General features: G+C 71.0%; 20 protein-coding genes. 9 read left to right on the top strand and 11 right to left on the bottom strand.

Going from position 1 to position 15,010, the window contains the following annotated elements:
• The 6 genes from CSC64_RS11450 to CSC64_RS11425 all read right to left on the bottom strand — a co-directional run.
• On the bottom strand, window positions 1-532 hold a 532-nt coding region (locus CSC64_RS11450), incomplete at its 3' end, for a ribonuclease HII (RefSeq protein ID WP_162435457.1).
• 29 nt (window positions 533-561) lie between these two features.
• A complete protein-coding gene (gene lpxB / locus CSC64_RS11445; protein ID WP_162435455.1) occupies window positions 562-1,779 on the bottom strand; it encodes a lipid-A-disaccharide synthase in 1,218 nt (405 codons plus the stop codon).
• Between the two features lie 22 nt (window positions 1,780-1,801).
• Window positions 1,802-2,590 carry an acyl-ACP--UDP-N-acetylglucosamine O-acyltransferase gene (gene lpxA, locus CSC64_RS11440; protein ID WP_162435454.1) on the bottom strand — a complete coding sequence of 263 codons (789 nt, stop codon included), beginning with the start codon at window positions 2,588-2,590 and terminating at the stop codon, window positions 1,802-1,804.
• 63 nt (window positions 2,591-2,653) lie between these two features.
• A complete protein-coding gene (gene fabZ / locus CSC64_RS11435) occupies window positions 2,654-3,112 on the bottom strand; it encodes a 3-hydroxyacyl-ACP dehydratase FabZ (RefSeq protein ID WP_162435453.1) in 459 nt (152 codons plus the stop codon).
• Window positions 3,109-4,134, bottom strand: a complete 1,026-nt coding sequence (gene lpxD / locus CSC64_RS11430) for a UDP-3-O-(3-hydroxymyristoyl)glucosamine N-acyltransferase (RefSeq protein WP_202922364.1) — start codon at window positions 4,132-4,134, stop codon at window positions 3,109-3,111. Before lpxD ends, fabZ begins: the two co-directional genes overlap by 4 nt.
• A gap of 81 nt (window positions 4,135-4,215) precedes the next feature.
• Window positions 4,216-4,737: a Smr/MutS family protein gene (locus tag CSC64_RS11425; protein ID WP_162435451.1), complete on the bottom strand. Its 522-nt coding sequence runs from the start codon at window positions 4,735-4,737 to the stop codon at window positions 4,216-4,218.
• Between the two features lie 75 nt (window positions 4,738-4,812).
• Here CSC64_RS11425 and surE point away from each other — a divergent pair, with 75 nt between their 5' ends.
• The 4 genes from surE to CSC64_RS11405 are packed head-to-tail and all read left to right on the top strand — an operon-like array spanning window position 4,813 to window position 7,729.
• Window positions 4,813-5,616, top strand: coding sequence for a 5'/3'-nucleotidase SurE (surE, locus tag CSC64_RS11420; protein ID WP_162435450.1), 804 nt, complete (start codon window positions 4,813-4,815; stop codon window positions 5,614-5,616).
• Window positions 5,613-6,290: a protein-L-isoaspartate(D-aspartate) O-methyltransferase gene (locus CSC64_RS11415; protein WP_162435449.1), complete on the top strand. Its 678-nt coding sequence runs from the start codon at window positions 5,613-5,615 to the stop codon at window positions 6,288-6,290. Before surE ends, CSC64_RS11415 begins: the two co-directional genes overlap by 4 nt.
• Window positions 6,291-6,294: 4 nt before the next feature.
• A complete protein-coding gene (locus CSC64_RS11410; protein WP_162435448.1) occupies window positions 6,295-6,945 on the top strand; it encodes an exopolysaccharide biosynthesis protein in 651 nt (216 codons plus the stop codon).
• 34 nt (window positions 6,946-6,979) lie between these two features.
• Complete coding sequence (locus tag CSC64_RS11405) at window positions 6,980-7,729, top strand: peptidoglycan DD-metalloendopeptidase family protein (RefSeq protein ID WP_238390023.1); 750 nt, start codon at window positions 6,980-6,982, stop codon at window positions 7,727-7,729.
• Window positions 7,730-7,883: 154 nt separating this feature from the next.
• Here CSC64_RS11405 and CSC64_RS11400 read toward each other — a convergent pair whose 3' ends face one another.
• Window positions 7,884-8,258, bottom strand: a complete 375-nt coding sequence (locus CSC64_RS11400; protein WP_162435446.1) for an Mth938-like domain-containing protein — start codon at window positions 8,256-8,258, stop codon at window positions 7,884-7,886.
• Between the two features lie 31 nt (window positions 8,259-8,289).
• Window positions 8,290-8,595, bottom strand: a complete 306-nt coding sequence (yhbY, locus tag CSC64_RS11395; RefSeq protein ID WP_162435445.1) for a ribosome assembly RNA-binding protein YhbY — start codon at window positions 8,593-8,595, stop codon at window positions 8,290-8,292.
• A gap of 81 nt (window positions 8,596-8,676) precedes the next feature.
• On the opposite strand from yhbY, the gene rlmE reads away from it, so the two are divergent.
• The 4 genes from rlmE (at window position 8,677) to folP (ending at window position 12,634) form a co-directional block, all read left to right on the top strand.
• Window positions 8,677-9,309 (top strand): 23S rRNA (uridine(2552)-2'-O)-methyltransferase RlmE, encoded by a 633-nt coding sequence (gene rlmE / locus CSC64_RS11390; RefSeq protein WP_162435444.1) that lies wholly within the window; start codon window positions 8,677-8,679, stop codon window positions 9,307-9,309.
• 91 nt (window positions 9,310-9,400) lie between these two features.
• The gene (ftsH, locus tag CSC64_RS11385) at window positions 9,401-11,338 is read left to right on the top strand and encodes an ATP-dependent zinc metalloprotease FtsH (protein WP_162435443.1); all 1,938 of its coding nucleotides are present in this window, start codon (window positions 9,401-9,403) and stop codon (window positions 11,336-11,338) included.
• A 12-nt stretch (window positions 11,339-11,350) separates the two neighbouring features.
• On the top strand, window positions 11,351-11,620 hold the full coding sequence (locus CSC64_RS11380) for a hypothetical protein (RefSeq protein WP_162435442.1): 270 nt from the start codon (window positions 11,351-11,353) through the stop codon (window positions 11,618-11,620).
• 120 nt (window positions 11,621-11,740) lie between these two features.
• Window positions 11,741-12,634, top strand: coding sequence for a dihydropteroate synthase (gene folP, locus CSC64_RS11375; RefSeq protein ID WP_162435441.1), 894 nt, complete (start codon window positions 11,741-11,743; stop codon window positions 12,632-12,634).
• A gap of 35 nt (window positions 12,635-12,669) precedes the next feature.
• Here folP and CSC64_RS11370 read toward each other — a convergent pair whose 3' ends face one another.
• The 3 genes from CSC64_RS11370 to CSC64_RS11360 form a co-directional block, all read right to left on the bottom strand.
• Window positions 12,670-13,608, bottom strand: a complete 939-nt coding sequence (locus tag CSC64_RS11370) for a hypothetical protein (protein ID WP_162435440.1) — start codon at window positions 13,606-13,608, stop codon at window positions 12,670-12,672.
• Between the two features lie 118 nt (window positions 13,609-13,726).
• Window positions 13,727-14,104, bottom strand: coding sequence for a type II toxin-antitoxin system VapC family toxin (locus tag CSC64_RS11365; RefSeq protein WP_162435439.1), 378 nt, complete (start codon window positions 14,102-14,104; stop codon window positions 13,727-13,729).
• Window positions 14,101-14,322: a type II toxin-antitoxin system VapB family antitoxin gene (locus CSC64_RS11360; RefSeq protein ID WP_162435438.1), complete on the bottom strand. Its 222-nt coding sequence runs from the start codon at window positions 14,320-14,322 to the stop codon at window positions 14,101-14,103. The genes CSC64_RS11365 and CSC64_RS11360 overlap by 4 nt, the downstream gene beginning before the upstream one ends.
• A gap of 181 nt (window positions 14,323-14,503) precedes the next feature.
• On the opposite strand from CSC64_RS11360, the gene CSC64_RS11355 reads away from it, so the two are divergent.
• Complete coding sequence (locus CSC64_RS11355; RefSeq protein WP_162435437.1) at window positions 14,504-14,965, top strand: c-type cytochrome; 462 nt, start codon at window positions 14,504-14,506, stop codon at window positions 14,963-14,965.
• Window positions 14,966-15,010: the final 45 nt, after the last annotated feature.

The raw sequence follows: 15,010 nt of genomic DNA, 5'->3' as shown, positions 1-15,010 counted from the left end.
GTGTAGAAGAGGCGGGGGGGGCGGGGGTGGGGTAGCCCTTGTGCACGTCGAAGCCGTAGAGCGGGTGTTCCTCGTGCAGGCGGCACATCAGCCGGTCGCGGGCGACCTTGGCCAGGATCGAGGCGGCGCTGATCGCCGGCTCCAGCGCGTCGCCGCCGACGATCGCCTCGGCCATGCACGGCAGGGCGCGCGGCAGGGTGTTGCCGTCGATGCGCACCAGCTGCACCTGCGGGCCGAGCGCCAGGATGCAGCGGCGCATGCCTTCGAGGGTGGCGTGGAGGATGTTGAGGCGGTCGATCTCATCGACCGCGACCATCTCGATGTGGAAGGCCAGCGCGTGTTCGACGATCAGCGGGTACAGGGCTTCGCGCTGGGCGTGGCTGAGCTTCTTCGAATCGGCCAGGCCGTCGATGCGGCGCTGCGGGTCCAGGACCACCGCGGCCACGGCCACCGGGCCGGCCAGCGGACCGCGGCCGGCCTCGTCGACGCCGGCCACGCGCAGCACGCTGCGGTCGATCGCGAACATGCCCATGCCGGCGTCGGCGGAGGCCGCGCGTCGCCTCACGGGCGTGGCCGGTGCTGGCCCAGCGCCGGCAAGGTGGCCACCGCGTCGGCGGCGGTGGCCGACGCGTCGCGGCGCAGTTGCTGGTGCAGGGCGAGGTATTTCGGCTCGAGCGCGGCGACCGCTTCGGGCGAACGGAACCAGTGCAGCACCGCGTCGGCCAGGCTCGCGGGCGTGCAGTCGTCCTGGATCAGTTCGGGTGCCAGGTCCTCGCCGGCCAGCACGTTGGGCAGCGCGTAGCGGTCGACCTTGATCAGGCCTAGCGCGCGCACCAGGCGATAGGTCAGCGGCGAGATGCGGTAGCCGACCACCATCGGCCGCTTGGACAGCATCGTTTCCAGGGTCGCGGTGCCGGAGGCGAGCAGGACCACGTCGGCGGCGGCCAGCACGGTGCGCGCCTGGCCATCGATCAGGTGCGAATGCATCACCGGCAGCGCCGAGCGCGACAGCTGCGCCTGCAGCAGTTCGCGGCAACGGGCATTGGCCGCGGGCACCACCACGTGCAGCGCGCGCATTTCCTCGGATACGTGCCAGGCCGCCTCGAAGAACACTTCGCCCAGCCGCTCGATCTCGCCGAGCCGGCTGCCGGGCAGCACCGCCAGCACCGGCACGCCGGGCGGCAGGCCCAACTGCGCGCGCGCCGCCTCGCGGTCCGGCTGCAGCGGCATCGCGTCGGCCATCGGGTGGCCGACGAAGCGCGCGTCCACGCCGTGGCGGGCATAGATCGGCGGCTCCATCGGGAACAGGCACAGCACCCGGTCGGCGCTTTCGCCGATCTTCTCTGCGCGCTTCTCGCGCCAGGCCCAGACCGAGGGGCTGACGTAATGAACGGTGGGCACGCCGCGCTGCTTGAACCAGCGCTCCACGCCCAGGTTGAAATCCGGCGCGTCGATGCCGATCACCACGTCCGGGCGCCAGGCCAGCGCACGCTGGCGGAACTCGCGGCGCAGCTTCAGCAGGCGCGGCAGGTGCCGCAGCACCTCGAACAGGCCCATCACCGACAGCTCGCTGGCGTCGTGCCAGGTCTGCACCCCGGCCGCGCGCATGGCGTCGCCGCCGATGCCGGCGAAGTGGGCGTCGTTGAAGCGCTTGCGCAGCTCCTCGACCAGGCCGGCGCCGAGCGCGTCGCCGGAGGCCTCGCCGGCGACCAGCACGATGCGCAGGCCGCCGTCGCCGGCACGCCGCGCTGCTTCGCTGCCCCGGATACGCTCGTTCACCGCGCCGGCTCCCCGCCGCGCCTCAGCGCAGCAGCGGGCGTTCGCCGCTGCCGATGAAATCCAGCAGCAGGCGCACGTCGTCGTTGCCTTCGGCCTGCTGCGCCAGTTGCTCGCGCGCTTCGGCCAGCGGCAGCCCGGCGACGTACAGGGTGCGGTAGGCGCGCTTGATCGCGGCGATCCGCTCGGGGCTGAAGCCGCGGCGCTTGAGGCCTTCGCTGTTGATCCCGCGCGGCCGTCCGAGCGAGTTGCCGCCGACCATGGTGAACGGGGTGACGTCGCCGTTGGCCAGCGCGCCCATGCCGAGGAAGGCGTGGTCGCCGATCCGGCAGAACTGGTGGGCGCCGGCGAAGCCGCTGATGATCACCCAGTCGCCCACGGTGACATGCCCGGCAAGGGTCGTGTTGTTGGAGAAGATGCAGTGGTTGCCGACGATGCAGTCGTGGGCGACGTGGACGTAGGCCAGCATCCAGTTGTCGTCGCCGATGCGGGTGACGCCGCCGCCGCCGCCGGTGCCGCGGTTGAGGGTCACGAACTCGCGGAACACGTTGCGCTCGCCGATCACCAGTTCGGTGCGCTCGCCGGCGAATTTCTTGTCCTGCGGCTCGCCGCCGACGGCGACGTGGCCGATGAAGCGGTTGCCGCGGCCGATCCGGGTCGGCCCGGCGAAGCTGCAGTGCGGGCCGATCTCGCAGCCGTCGCCGATCTCCACCCCGGCGCCGATCACGGTGAAGGCGCCCACGCTCACCCCTTCGCCCAGGCGCGCGCCCGGGTCGATGGCGGCGGTGGGGTGGATGCGGGCGGTGTCGTTCATCGGGGCTCCGGTGGGACTGCGCGGTGCTTCATGGTCGCGGGCCACGCCCGCGGTCGGCGCGGGCTATTCGCGGGTGCCGGCGCACAGCACTTCGGCGCTGGCAACGATCTCGCCGTCGACCTTGGCCTCGCCGTAGTACACGGCCATGTTGCGGATCACCCGCTTGATCTGCACGTGCAGTTCCAGCACGTCGCCCGGCACGACCTGCCTGTTGAAGCGGGCGTTGTCGACCTTGACCATGTAGAACAGCTTGGACTGCGCATCGCGGCCGAGCGAGAGCTGGGTCAGCACGCCGCCGGCCTGGGCCAGCGCCTCGATGATCAGCACGCCCGGCATGATCGGCTGGCTGGGGAAGTGGCCCTGGAAGAACGGCTCGTTGAACGTGATGTTTTTCACGCCGACGATGCGCTTGGCCTCGATGTCCAGGTCGATGATCCTGTCCACCAGCAGGAACGGGTAGCGGTGCGGGATCAGCGTCTGGATGGTGTTGACGTCGACGGGCAGCTTCACGGTTTCGTTCATTCGGGGCTTTCCTGGGTGGAGGCGTTGACGCGGCGCGCCAGCGCGTCCAGCTGCTTGAACCGGGCGGCGTTCTTCCGCCAGGTGCGGTTGTCGGTAAGCGGGGTGCCGGACGAGTACTCGCCCGGCTCGCGGATGGAATGGGTGACCAGCGAGCGCGCGGTGATGGTGACCTTGTCGGCGATCTCGAGGTGGCCGACGACGCCGGCGCCGCCGCCGATCAGGCAGTAGCGGCCGATCCGGGCGCTGCCGGCGACCGCGGCGCTGCCGGCGATTGCGGTGTGCGCGCCGATGCGGACGTTGTGGCCGATCTGGACCAGGTTGTCGATGCGCACGTCCTCGTCCAGCGTGGTGTCGTCCAGCGCGCCGCGGTCGATGCAGGTGTTGGCGCCGATCTCGCAGTCGTCGCCGACCACCACGCCGCCGAGCTGCGGCACGTTGACCCAGCGCCCGGCGTCCATCGCCAGGCCGAAGCCGGCCGCGCCGAGTACCGCACCGGGCAGGATCCGCACGCGCTTGCCCAGGCGCACGCGGGCGACCAGGGTGACGCGCGCCTGCAGCTCGCAGCCGGCCTCCAGTTCGCAGTCCTCGCCGATGCTGCAGCCCGGGCCGATCACGCAGCCGGGGCCGATCCGCGAGCGCGCGCCGATGGAAACGAACGGGCCGACGTGCGCATCCGCCGAGACTTCGGCGGACGGATCGATGGCGGCGCCCGGATGGATGCCGGCGGCGCGCGCCGGGACGCGCTCGAACAGCGCGGAGATCTTCGCGAACGCCACGTATGGATCCTTCGCCACCAGCGCTGCGCCGCGGGCTGCCGCCGCGTCGTCGGCGCGCAGCACCACCACCGCCGCGGCCGACTCCGCCAGTTGCCCGCGGTAGCGCGGGTTGGCGAGGAAGGCGAGCTGGCCCGGGCCGGCATTGGCCAGGGTGGCGACCCCGCGCACGGGGGTGGCGCCATCGCCGTGCAGCTGCAGGGCGAAGCGTTCGGCCAGTTCGGCGGCGGTGAAGACCGGGGCGTCCATCTCGCGCATTCTAGCCGCACGCATCGGCCGGACCGGACCGTATGGGCCGGGCCGGGCCGCGGCGGTCCCCGTGGTGGCCCCTCAGCGCCGTGCGAGCAGGACCAGCAGCGCGCCGGTTCCGCCCTGCGCAGGCGGTGCGGAATGGAAGGCCAGCACCTCGCCGCGCAGGCGCAGCCAGCGGTCGACCAGGTTCTTCAGCACCGGCACGCCCTCGCCGCCGCCCTTGCCATGGACGATGCGCACGCAGCCCAGCCCGGCCTCGACCGCCTCGGCCAGGAAGCGGGCCAGCAGGGCCTCGGCCTGCAGCGCGTTGGCGCCGTGCAGGTCCAGTTCGTCCTGCGCCGAGAACTGGCCGCGGCGCAGGCGCTGCCAGTCGCGTGCCGGCAGCCGTTCGCGGCGGAAGGCGCTGGCGTCGCCGCGCAGCAGCACCGCGTCGGGATGGTCGGCGATGCGCCCGCCGGCGGAAGCCTCGTCCGTTCCCGCGCGCCGCGCAGGACGCGGGCGCGGCGCTGCCGGCGGCGGCTGCGACGGCTTGCGCAGCGGCGCGACCTCGCCGACCGCGGCGCGGAACAGGGCGGCGGGATCTTCCTCGTCCTCGTGCATGCGCACAGGTTAGCGCAGGCTCCCGCAACCGCGGCGGAGGCTTCCGGTATCATGCCGGTGTTTCCGAGGAAGCCCATGCGCGTACTTGTTTCGAACGATGATGGCGTGGATGCGCCCGGCATCCATGCCCTGGCCGAGGGCCTGCGCGACGCCGGCCACGAGGTTTATGTCGTAGCCCCCGACCGCGACCGTTCCGGCGCCAGCAATTCGCTGACCCTGGACCTGCCGATCCGGGTCAAGCGGATCGACCACTACACCTGCTCGGTCGCCGGCACGCCCACCGACTGCGTGCACCTGGCCCTGACCGGCATGTTCGAATTCGAGCCGGACATCGTGGTTTCGGGGATCAACAACACCGCCAACCTCGGCGACGACGTGATCTATTCGGGCACGGTATCGGCGGCGATGGAAGGCCGCTTCCTCGGCCTGCCGGCGGTGGCGATGTCGCTGGCCACGCGCAACCACGACGCCAGGCACTACGAGACCGCGGCGCGCGCGGCGGTGGAGATCGTGGCCAGGCTGATCACCGACCCGCTGCCGGCCGACACCATCCTCAACGTCAACGTGCCCGACCTGGCCTGGGGCGAGGTGCGCGGCTTCGAGGTCACCCGGCTGGGCAACCGTCACCGTTCCGAACCCTGCGTGCCGCAGCCGGACCCGCGCGGCCGCACCGTGTACTGGATCGGCCCGGCCGGTCCGGAGCAGGACGCCGGCCCGGGCACGGATTTCCACGCGGTCCGCACCGGCCACATCTCGATCACGCCGATCCACGTCGACCTGACCCGCTACCAGGCGCTGGAAAAGGTCGCCGGCTGGGTCGGCGGCCTCAGCGCGGCGCTGGCCGGGCCGGGCACGGACGCCGGCGGAGGGCAGGCATGACCCCGCGGCTGCGCCTGCAACCGGAGGCGGTGGGCCTGGGCATGACCTCGCAACGCGTGCGCGACCGCCTGGTCGAGCGCCTGCGCGAGGCGGGAATCGCCGACGAGCGCGTGCTCAACGTGATCCGCACCCTGCCGCGGCACCTGTTCGTCGACGAAGCGCTGGCCAGCCGCGCCTACGAGGACACCGCGCTGCCGATCGGCCACGGCCAGACCATTTCCCAGCCGTGGGTGGTGGCGCGGATGACCGAGGTGCTGCTGGAGCACGCGCCGTCGAAGGTGCTGGAAGTGGGCACCGGCTCCGGCTACCAGGCCGCGGTGCTGGCCGCGCTGGGGCTGGAGGTATACACGGTCGAGCGCATCGGCGAACTGCTGCGGCAGGCGCGCAAGCGCTTCCGCACCCTGGGCATGAACATCCGCAGCAAGCACGACGACGGCCGCATCGGCTGGCCCGAGCACGGCCCCTACGACGCGATCATCGTCACCGCCGCCGCGCCGGCGCTGGTGCCGGCGCTGGTCGAACAGCTGCGTCCCGGCGGCGTGCTGGTCGCGCCCGTCGGCGGCAGCGGCGGGCAGGCGCTGGTGAAGCTGGTCCGCCGCGAGGACGGCGGCGTCGACGAGACGCGGCTGGCCGCGGTCACCTTCGTGCCGCTGCTGTCCGGCACCATCGACTGAAGCCATGACCGCGACGACGCTTTCCAGGATCAACGAAGCCGGCTCGCTGGGCGACCAGTTGCAGGCGATCATCGAAGAACTGCCCGAAGACCAGCTGAGCCTGGGCGAACTGCTGCAGGTGTTCGGCGACGAAGGCCTGCTGTTGCTGACGATCCTGCTGACCCTGGTTTTCCTGATCCCGGTCTCGATTCCCGGCGTGAGCACGGTGTTCGGCGCGGCGATCCTGCTGGTCGGCGTCAGCCGCCTGTTGCGGCGCCCGTTGTGGCTGCCGGCGAAGCTGCGCGTGCGCGCGCTGCCGGCCTCGCGCCTGCGCCCGGCGCTCACCGGCGGCCTGCACTGGGTGCGGCGGCTGGAGAAGATCAGCCGGCCGTACCGGTTGCGCAGCCTGGTCGAGGGCCGTGCCCAGGACATCTTCAACAACCTGGCCTTCATCCTCGCCGCGCTGCTGCTGATGGCGCCGTTCGGCTTCATCCCCTTCAGCAACACCCTGCCGGGGCTGGCGCTGCTGCTGTACGCGATCGGCATGATCCAGCGCGATGGCACCGCGATTTTGCTCGGGCACCTGGCCAACATCGGCACGATGGTCTACTTCGCTATCCTGATCGGCGGCGGTGGCATGGCCGCGCACGGGCTGTTCAAGCACTTCGGCGGATGATGCGGGCCACCACGACGGAGCAATGATGAGAGCGATGAGCCGAGCCGGACTGATGCGGAGCTGCCTGGGCGCGGGCCTGGTGTTGCTGCTGGCCGCGTGCAGCAGCACGGTGGTGCGCGAGCCCGGCAGCGGTGGTGCGAAGGTGCCGGCGTCCACCGGCCGTGCCGGCGCGACGGTGGTGGTGCAGCAGGGCGACACCCTGTATTCGATCGCCCGCCGCAACAACGTGGCGGTCGAGGACATGGCCCGCTGGAACGGCCTGAAGCCGCCGTACACGATCTACCCGGGCCAGCGCCTGGCACTGGGCCAGGGCGGCAGCCGCGGCACGGCGACGACCACGCCGGGCCGCACCGTCACCCCGCCGAAGCCGGCGGCGACCACGCCGGCCGCGACGCCGGCGCCGGCCAGCAGCGGTTTCAGCTGGCGCTGGCCGGCGCAGGGCGTGCTGCTGGCGACCTACGTCAACGGCGACAACACCCGCCAGGGCATCGACATCGGCGGCAGCAGCGGCCAGCCGGTGGTGGCCGCGGGCGATGGCGTGGTGGTGTATTCGGGCGCCGGCCTGGTCGGCTACGGCGAGCTGATCATCGTCAAGCACAACGAACAGTGGCTGTCGGCCTACGGCCACAACCGCAAGCGCCTGGTGGCCGAAGGCCAGAAGGTGAAGGCCGGCGAGCAGATCGCGGAAATGGGCCGCAGCGGCACCGACCGCGACAAGCTGCACTTCGAGATCCGCTACAACGGCAAGCCGGTCGATCCGCTGCTGTACCTGCCGAAGCGGTAGCGCCCGCGCCGGCGCCCCGGGGCGGATCCCCGGCCCGGCGCAGCGCGCCGGGCGCTCGGCCACGCGCGAGCCGGTGGCTCGCAGGCGGCGTGGCCTCGCCCGCTACAACGGCAAGCCGGTCGATCCGCTGCTGTACCTGCCGAAGCGGTAGCGGTCAGCCGAGCAGGAACGCGGCCACCACGCGGCGGCCTTCGCCGGCGAGGATGTGGTAGGTGCGCGCGGCGGCGGCGTTGTCCATGACTTCGATGCCGATGCCGCGCGACAGGCACGCGGCCAGCACCGCCGCCGACGGGAACACCTGGCGCTCGCCGGTGCCCAGCACCAGCAGTTCCGGCGACTGCGCCAGCAGCGTCTCCAGATGGGCCGGCTCCAGCCCCGCGGCCGTGGCCGGAGCCTGCCAGTCCTCCATCAGGCGGTCCGGGGCGATGGCGAAGCTGCGCTCCAGCACGCGATCGTTGACCCGGGCACGGCGGCCGTCGGCGCTGCGCAGCACCCAGGCGTAATCGGGACGTTCGTGGCTCAGGTGCATCGCGGTCGGCGCCTGCGTGCGCGCGCCCGGCTCAGGGGCGCGGCAGGATGATCGAGGGATTTTCCCGCGACGGCCGGTACAGCGTGGCGGTATGGCCGATCCGCTGCACCAGGGCCGAGCCGGTCTGGCCGGCGAGGTCGGCGATCATCGCGTCGCGGGCCTCGCGGTCCTCGGCGCCGACCTTCACCTTCACCAGTTCGTGCCGTTCCAGCACCGCGTCCAGCTCGGCCAGCAGGGCCGGGGTGACGCCCTTGCCGCCGACCTGCATCAGCGCCTTGAGGCCATGGGCCTGGCCGCGGAGGAAGCGGTTCTGGGCGGCGGTCAGGGTCTGGGACATCGGCGAGCCGGGCGGGTCTGGGGGCTGTTCAGGGTATCATGGCGGCCCATACCGCCGCGGGCTTCGCGCCCGTTCCCCCCGATGGCTTCCCGCAGCAAGAGCAGCCAGCGCTGGCTGCGCGAGCACTTCTCCGACCCGTACGTGAAGAAGGCCCAGGCCGAGGGCCTGCGTTCGCGCGCCGCCTACAAGCTGGAGGAACTGATCGAGCGCGACCGCCTGCTCAAGCCGGGCATGGCCGTGGTCGACCTGGGCGCCGCGCCCGGTGGCTGGTCGCAGTACGTGCGCCAGGCGCTGGGCGACGGCGGCCGGGTGCTGGCCCTGGACATCCTCGAGATGCCGCCGCTGGCCGGAGTCGAATTCCTTCATGGCGACTTCAGGGAAGACGCCGTCTTATCGCAGCTGGAGACGCTGCTGGACGGCAAGGCCGTCGACCTTGTGCTGTCGGACATGGCCCCCAATATGAGTGGTGTGGACGTGGCCGACCAGGCCCGGGCCATGCACCTGGCCGAACTGGCGATGGAGTTCGCCGACAACCACCTGCGCCCTGGCGGCGCGTTCCTGATCAAGCTGTTCCAGGGGGTGGGTTTCGACGACTACGTGCGCGAACTGCGCCGCCGCTACGACAAGGTGGCGATCCGCAAGCCGGCGGCCTCGCGCAAGCGTTCGCCGGAAGTCTATGCCCTGGCGCAGGGAAAACGCCCGGCGATCAAGTAAGCTCGACCACGCAAGCCCGACCCAGACACCACGAACCACGCCGACAGCCAGTGCGAAACGCCGAACACAGGGAACCGCGGAGCCGATGAGGATGAACGACTTGACCAAGAATCTGCTGCTCTGGGTGGTCGTCGCCATCGTGCTGATGGTCGTGTTCCAGAGTTTCTCGCCGCGCGACGGCGCCACCACCACGGTCGGCGAGACGCCCAGCTACACCCGCTTCCTGCAGGACGTGGACGCCGGCAAGATCCGTTCGGTGACGATCACCGACGAGAGCACCTTCACCGCCAACGCGATCCGCTACAAGCGCAGCGACGGCACCGAAGGCCAGGTGGTCGGCCCGAACGACCCCAAGCTGATGGACCAGCTGTACACCAAGAACGTGGACGTGGTGCGCGAGAAGCCGCAGACCGGCCCGGGCTTCTGGGGCATCGTGCTGAATTTCCTGCCGGTGCTGCTGATCATCGGCTTCTGGCTGTTCATCATGCGCCAGATGCAGGGCGGTGGCGGCGGCGCCAAGGGCGCGATGTCGTTCGGCAAGTCGCGCGCCAAGCTGCAGGGCGAGGACCAGGTGAAGGTGACCTTCGCCGATGTCGCCGGCTGCGACGAGGCCAAGGAAGAAGTCGGCGAGCTGGTCGACTTCCTGCGCGATCCGTCCAAGTTCACCCGGCTGGGCGGCAAGATCCCGCGCGGCGTGCTGATGGTCGGCCCGCCGGGCACCGGCAAGACCCTGCTCGCCAAGGCGATCGCCGGCGAGGCCAAGGTGCCGTTCTTCTCGATCTCTGGTTCGGACTTCGTCGAGATGTTCGTCGGCGTCGGCGCCAGCCGCGTGCGCGACATGTTCGAGCAGGCCAAGAAGCACGCGCCGTGCATCATCTTCATCGACGAGATCGACGCGGTCGGCCGCCACCGCGGCGCCGGCCTGGGCGGCGGCCATGACGAGCGCGAGCAGACCCTCAACCAGCTGCTGGTGGAGATGGACGGCTTCGACGGCGGCGAAGGCGTGATCGTGGTGGCTGCGACCAACCGCCCGGACGTGCTCGATCCTGCTTTGTTGAGGCCTGGCCGCTTCGACCGCCAGGTCGTGGTCGGCCTGCCCGACGTGAAGGGCCGCGAGCAGATCCTCAAGGTGCACATGCGCAAGTTGCCGCTGGCCGACGACGTCGAGCCGATGGTGATCGCGCGCGGCACGCCCGGCTTCTCCGGCGCCGACCTGGCCAACCTGGCCAACGAGGCTGCATTGTTCGCCGCGCGCGAGAACGCGAAGGAGGTCCGCATGGACCACTTCGACCGCGCCCGCGACAAGATCCTGATGGGTGCCGAGCGCCGCTCGATGGCCATGAGCGAGGACGAGAAGACGCTCACTGCCTACCACGAGGCCGGCCACGCCATCGTCGGCCGCCTGGTGCCCGAGCACGACCCGGTCTACAAGGTCACGATCATTCCGCGTGGTCGCGCCCTGGGCGTGACCATGTACCTGCCCGAGGGCGACCGCTACTCGATGAACCGCGTGGCGATCGAGTCGCAGCTGTGCTCGCTGTACGGCGGGCGCGTGGCCGAGGAGCTGATCTTCGGCGAGGACAAGGTCACCACCGGCGCCTCCAACGACATCGAGCGCGCGACCAAGATGGCGCGCAACATGGTCACCAAGTGGGGCCTGAGCGACGAGATGGGGCCTATTGCTTACGGCGAGGAAGAGGACGAGGTGTTCCTCGGTCGCTCGGTGACCCAGCACAAGAACGTCTCCAACGAGACCGCGCGCCGGATCGACGAGGTGGTGCGTTCGATCCTGGACAAGGCCTACGGCAAGACCCGGCAGATCCTGACCGACAACATCGACAAGCTGCACGCGATGAGCCAGCTGCTGCTGCAGTACGAGACCATCGATGCGCCGCAGATCGACGCGATCATGGAAGGCCGCGAGCCGCCGCCGCCGATGGGCTGGGGCAAGTCCGGCAAGAGCGGCGACAAGGGTGGCGACGCCCCGCGCCCGCTGCCGCCGGTGGGCGGCCCTGCGACCCAGAGCTGAGCGCAACCGCGCATGGCCGGGCCGCAGCCGCCGGACCGTGAGCCGCTGGACCGCGAGCCGCGGCGCAGCTACTACGTGCACAACCCGTGGCGCACCCGCGCCACGGGCGGTTTCGCCGGCGCTTCGATGATGCTCACGGTCACCGCAATCTTCTACGCGCTGGGCCGGTTGCCGCTGCCGCTGGTGGGCATCTCGGTGCTGCTGGCCGCCGGCGCGTTCGGCTTCGGCCTGTATGCGCGCCGCCGCGCGGCCCGCTTCGACGCGGAGATCGGCGGGCGCTGAACCGCCGCGGGGCAATCCCCGCTCCACGGGAGGCGACGCGCGAGGGTCCGGAGTGCGCAGGATTGTCGCTGGCGGCGCCACGGTCCAGACTTGCGCGCTACCTGCCCAGGGATGCCGCCGATGTTCGATATCTCCCCCAGCCTGGACTGCGCCGGCCGGATCCTGAAACTGGACCGCGCCCGGGTAATGGGCATCGTCAATGTCACCCCCGATTCCTTCTCCGACGGCGGCGCCCACGCAACCACCGATGCAGCGGTGGCGCACGCGCTGAAGCTGGCCGGGGAGGGGGCCGACATCCTCGACGTGGGCGGCGAATCCACCCGTCCGGGGGCGGAAGAGGTACCGCTGGAGGAAGAGCTGCGCCGGGTGGTGTCGGTGATCGAGCGGCTGGTGCGCGAGACCGCGCTGCCGGTCAGCGTCGACACCTGCAAGCCGGAGGTGATGCGCGCGGCGGTGGCCGCCGGCGCGGGCATGATCAACGACGTGCGCGCGCTGCGCGCCGACGGTGCGCTGGAAGCGGCCGCCGCGCTCGGCGTGCCGGTGGTGCTGATGCACATGCTCGGCGAGCCGCGCTCGATGCAGGACGACCCGCGCTACGACGACGTGGTCGCCGAGGTGCACCGCTTCCTCGCCGAGCGGATCTTCGCCGCCGAACTGGCCGGGATCGCGAAGAAGAACCTGGTGGTCGACCCGGGCTTCGGCTTCGGCAAGACCACCGCGCACAACGTCGAGCTGCTGGCCCGGCTCGAACGCTTCACCGAACTGGGGGTGCCGGTGCTGGCCGGGCTGTCGCGCAAGCGCAGCATCGGCGAGCTGACCGGGCGCCAGGTCGCGGCCGAACGCGCCGCCGGCTCGGTCGCCGCGCACCTGCTCGCGGTGCAGCGCGGTGCGCGCATCGTGCGCGTGCACGACGTCGCCGCCACGGTCGATGCGCTGAAGGTGTGGGAAGCGGTGGCCGCGGTGCCGGCGCCGCGGCGCGATGCGGCGCCGGCGATCCGCTGGCCGGACGACTGAGCAGCGCGGGCGTCAGGCGCCAGGCCAATCGCGCATCAGTACGGGTAGCAGCCGGCCAGGGCGGACCTGCTGGCGGCGCCGGCGTTGCGCAACGAAAGGGTTCCCCGCTCGGCGCCCTGGATCCTGATTTGCGCCGATTGCTGATCGCCGAGCAGGGCCCGCGGGAATGCGGAGCGGGCCACGTTGACGATCCTGAAACCGGAGGCCGTCGGCTGGTGCGCCAGCACGAACGGGTAGATAACGTCGCCGACCTGCAGTTCCAGGCGCACCGGATCGGGCTGGGCGGTGGTGAAGGCCACCGCCAGTGCCGGGAGATCGCCTTCGCAGTACAGGTTGAAGGCCTGGATGCCGGCTGCGGGATTGCGCGTGCCGGCGATGCCGATGTTGCGGATCCGCTTGTATTCCCAGTCCGGGCCGTTGTCGGCGGAAACGGCCGCAGCGGCAGGAGCGGGCGCAGTGGTCGCCGGACGCCCCGCCGCGGGAGACGGCCGGGTTGCCGGACTGATCCTGTCCGGCCCCTGCCAGCGGAACGTGCCCGATTTGCGCTGGGTCCGGCCGCGGTCCTGCTGCACCGTGTGGATCGTCAGCAGGCCATCGCCGATCTCGACCGACTCGACCTGGTCGTACAGGTCCACGTTGTAGAGGTTGATGAAGTCGACCCGCTCGTGGCCGTTGCCGCGGTCGGAAAAGATGTCCACCAGATCGTAGGAGCCGACACCGAGGAAATAGATCGAGCGTGCGGCGATCTCCGGCTTGCCGTCGCCGTCGAGGTCGCCGATTGCATAGCGCAGTTCCTTTGTGCCGTAGGTGTAGTAGGAATAGCCCTTCCCCTCGGGGGCTTCGCTGGTCAGCTTGTCGGCCGTCCTGTTGAGCAGGGCCTCGATCGCGGCCGGACCGGGAACGCCCGCCAGCGCCGGTAGCGCGGCCAGGGCAAGGATGCAAAGCGCAACGCAACGCCGGATGGCCAGTCGCATGCCGTTTCTCCACTCGCCGCGGCGGTCGCACAGGGAGGTGGACCGCCCGTTTCGCGCGGACTATACGCCTGCGCGGGCAGGTCCGCGGCACGCGCTTCCAGGGTGCCGATCGGGGTCTCTATCCTGCAGGCGCGTAGGCCACGTCGAAGCGCCTGGCAAGTGCAGACAGGCGCTGGTCCAGCGTCCACAACCGCGCTTCCGGAGTGAGCAGGGTGGATGCGAGCAGGGCGATGTCGACCATGCCGCAGCCAAGGCCGTAGAGATGCTCGCGTTCGATGAAGTCCAGCAGTTCGGCCTGGCTGGCCTGTACGGCCGGGCGCAGGCAGGCGAGGTCGCCCAGCGTGCGGCGGCGCGGCGCGGGCGGCGTGCCGCAGGCCAGTTCGGCCAGCACCCAGGGATGGATCGACACGGCATCGAGCGCCACCAGCCGTTCGAGTCCGGGCTGGCCATGGCGGAAGTGGTCCACCCAGACCGAGGTGTCGACCAGGACATTCATTCTCCGGGGCGGGCCTCGTGCACGCTCAAGCTGCCGCGGCGCGGCACCTCGGCCATGTGCGGCGCGCTGCCGCCGAGTGCGGCCAGGCGCTGGGCCGCACGCACGCGGATGAAGACCCGGATGGCTTCGCGGAACAGGTCGGCCTTGTCCATGCACGGGTCGGCCAGGGCCAGGGCGGCCTCATAGTCGCTGTCGTCGATGGTGACGGTGGTTCGCATGGCCTGACACCCGGGAATCAAATATGATTCGAATATACATCAATAATGATGCTGTGCCGGTGTCATCTTCGGGCCGGCCCGGGCACTGACTGGCCGCAGGCGAGCGGGGCCTGCGTTCCTTCCGCAAACCATCCGGGGAAGAGGGCCTATGCGCGGCCTGTATCCGATCGCAGCCTGCCTCTTGCTCGTGGCCTGCGGCCAGGCGCCTCCACCGGAATCGGCGGTGCCGGCCGTGGCCAACCCGGGCCTGGCCACGAGCCTGCTGACGCCGGCGACCCTGGAGCAGATCGAGCAAGGCACGTTTCCCTACGACGACGACAGGCCCGACCCGGGCAACCGCCCGCCGCCCGTGCCACCGGCCGAGCCGCTGGCGCTGGGCCGGCACATCGCGCTGACCTCCTGCAGCGAATGCCACGGCCACACCCTCGAAGGCTGGGGCGGGGACGATCCGACGCCGTCGCTGGTGCTGGTCAACAAGGCCTACACGCCGGAGAAATTCGCGCGGCTGCTGCGTACCGGCGAAGTCGCCGCCGGCGGCGACTCGACGTCCGGACTCATGACCGGGGTCGCGGACAGCCGCTTCGCCCACACCCTGACCGACGGGGAAATCGAAGCGCTCAAGCTGTACCTCGATTCGCGCTGAGTCACCCGTCGCGCGGTGCGCGAAGAACGCCGGGCTAGAATCCCG

The sequence above is a fragment of the Pseudoxanthomonas koreensis genome (assembly GCF_010093225.1).
Classification (GTDB): domain Bacteria; phylum Pseudomonadota; class Gammaproteobacteria; order Xanthomonadales; family Xanthomonadaceae; genus Pseudoxanthomonas; species Pseudoxanthomonas koreensis.
This window is presented reverse-complemented; position numbering and strand designations above follow the sequence as displayed.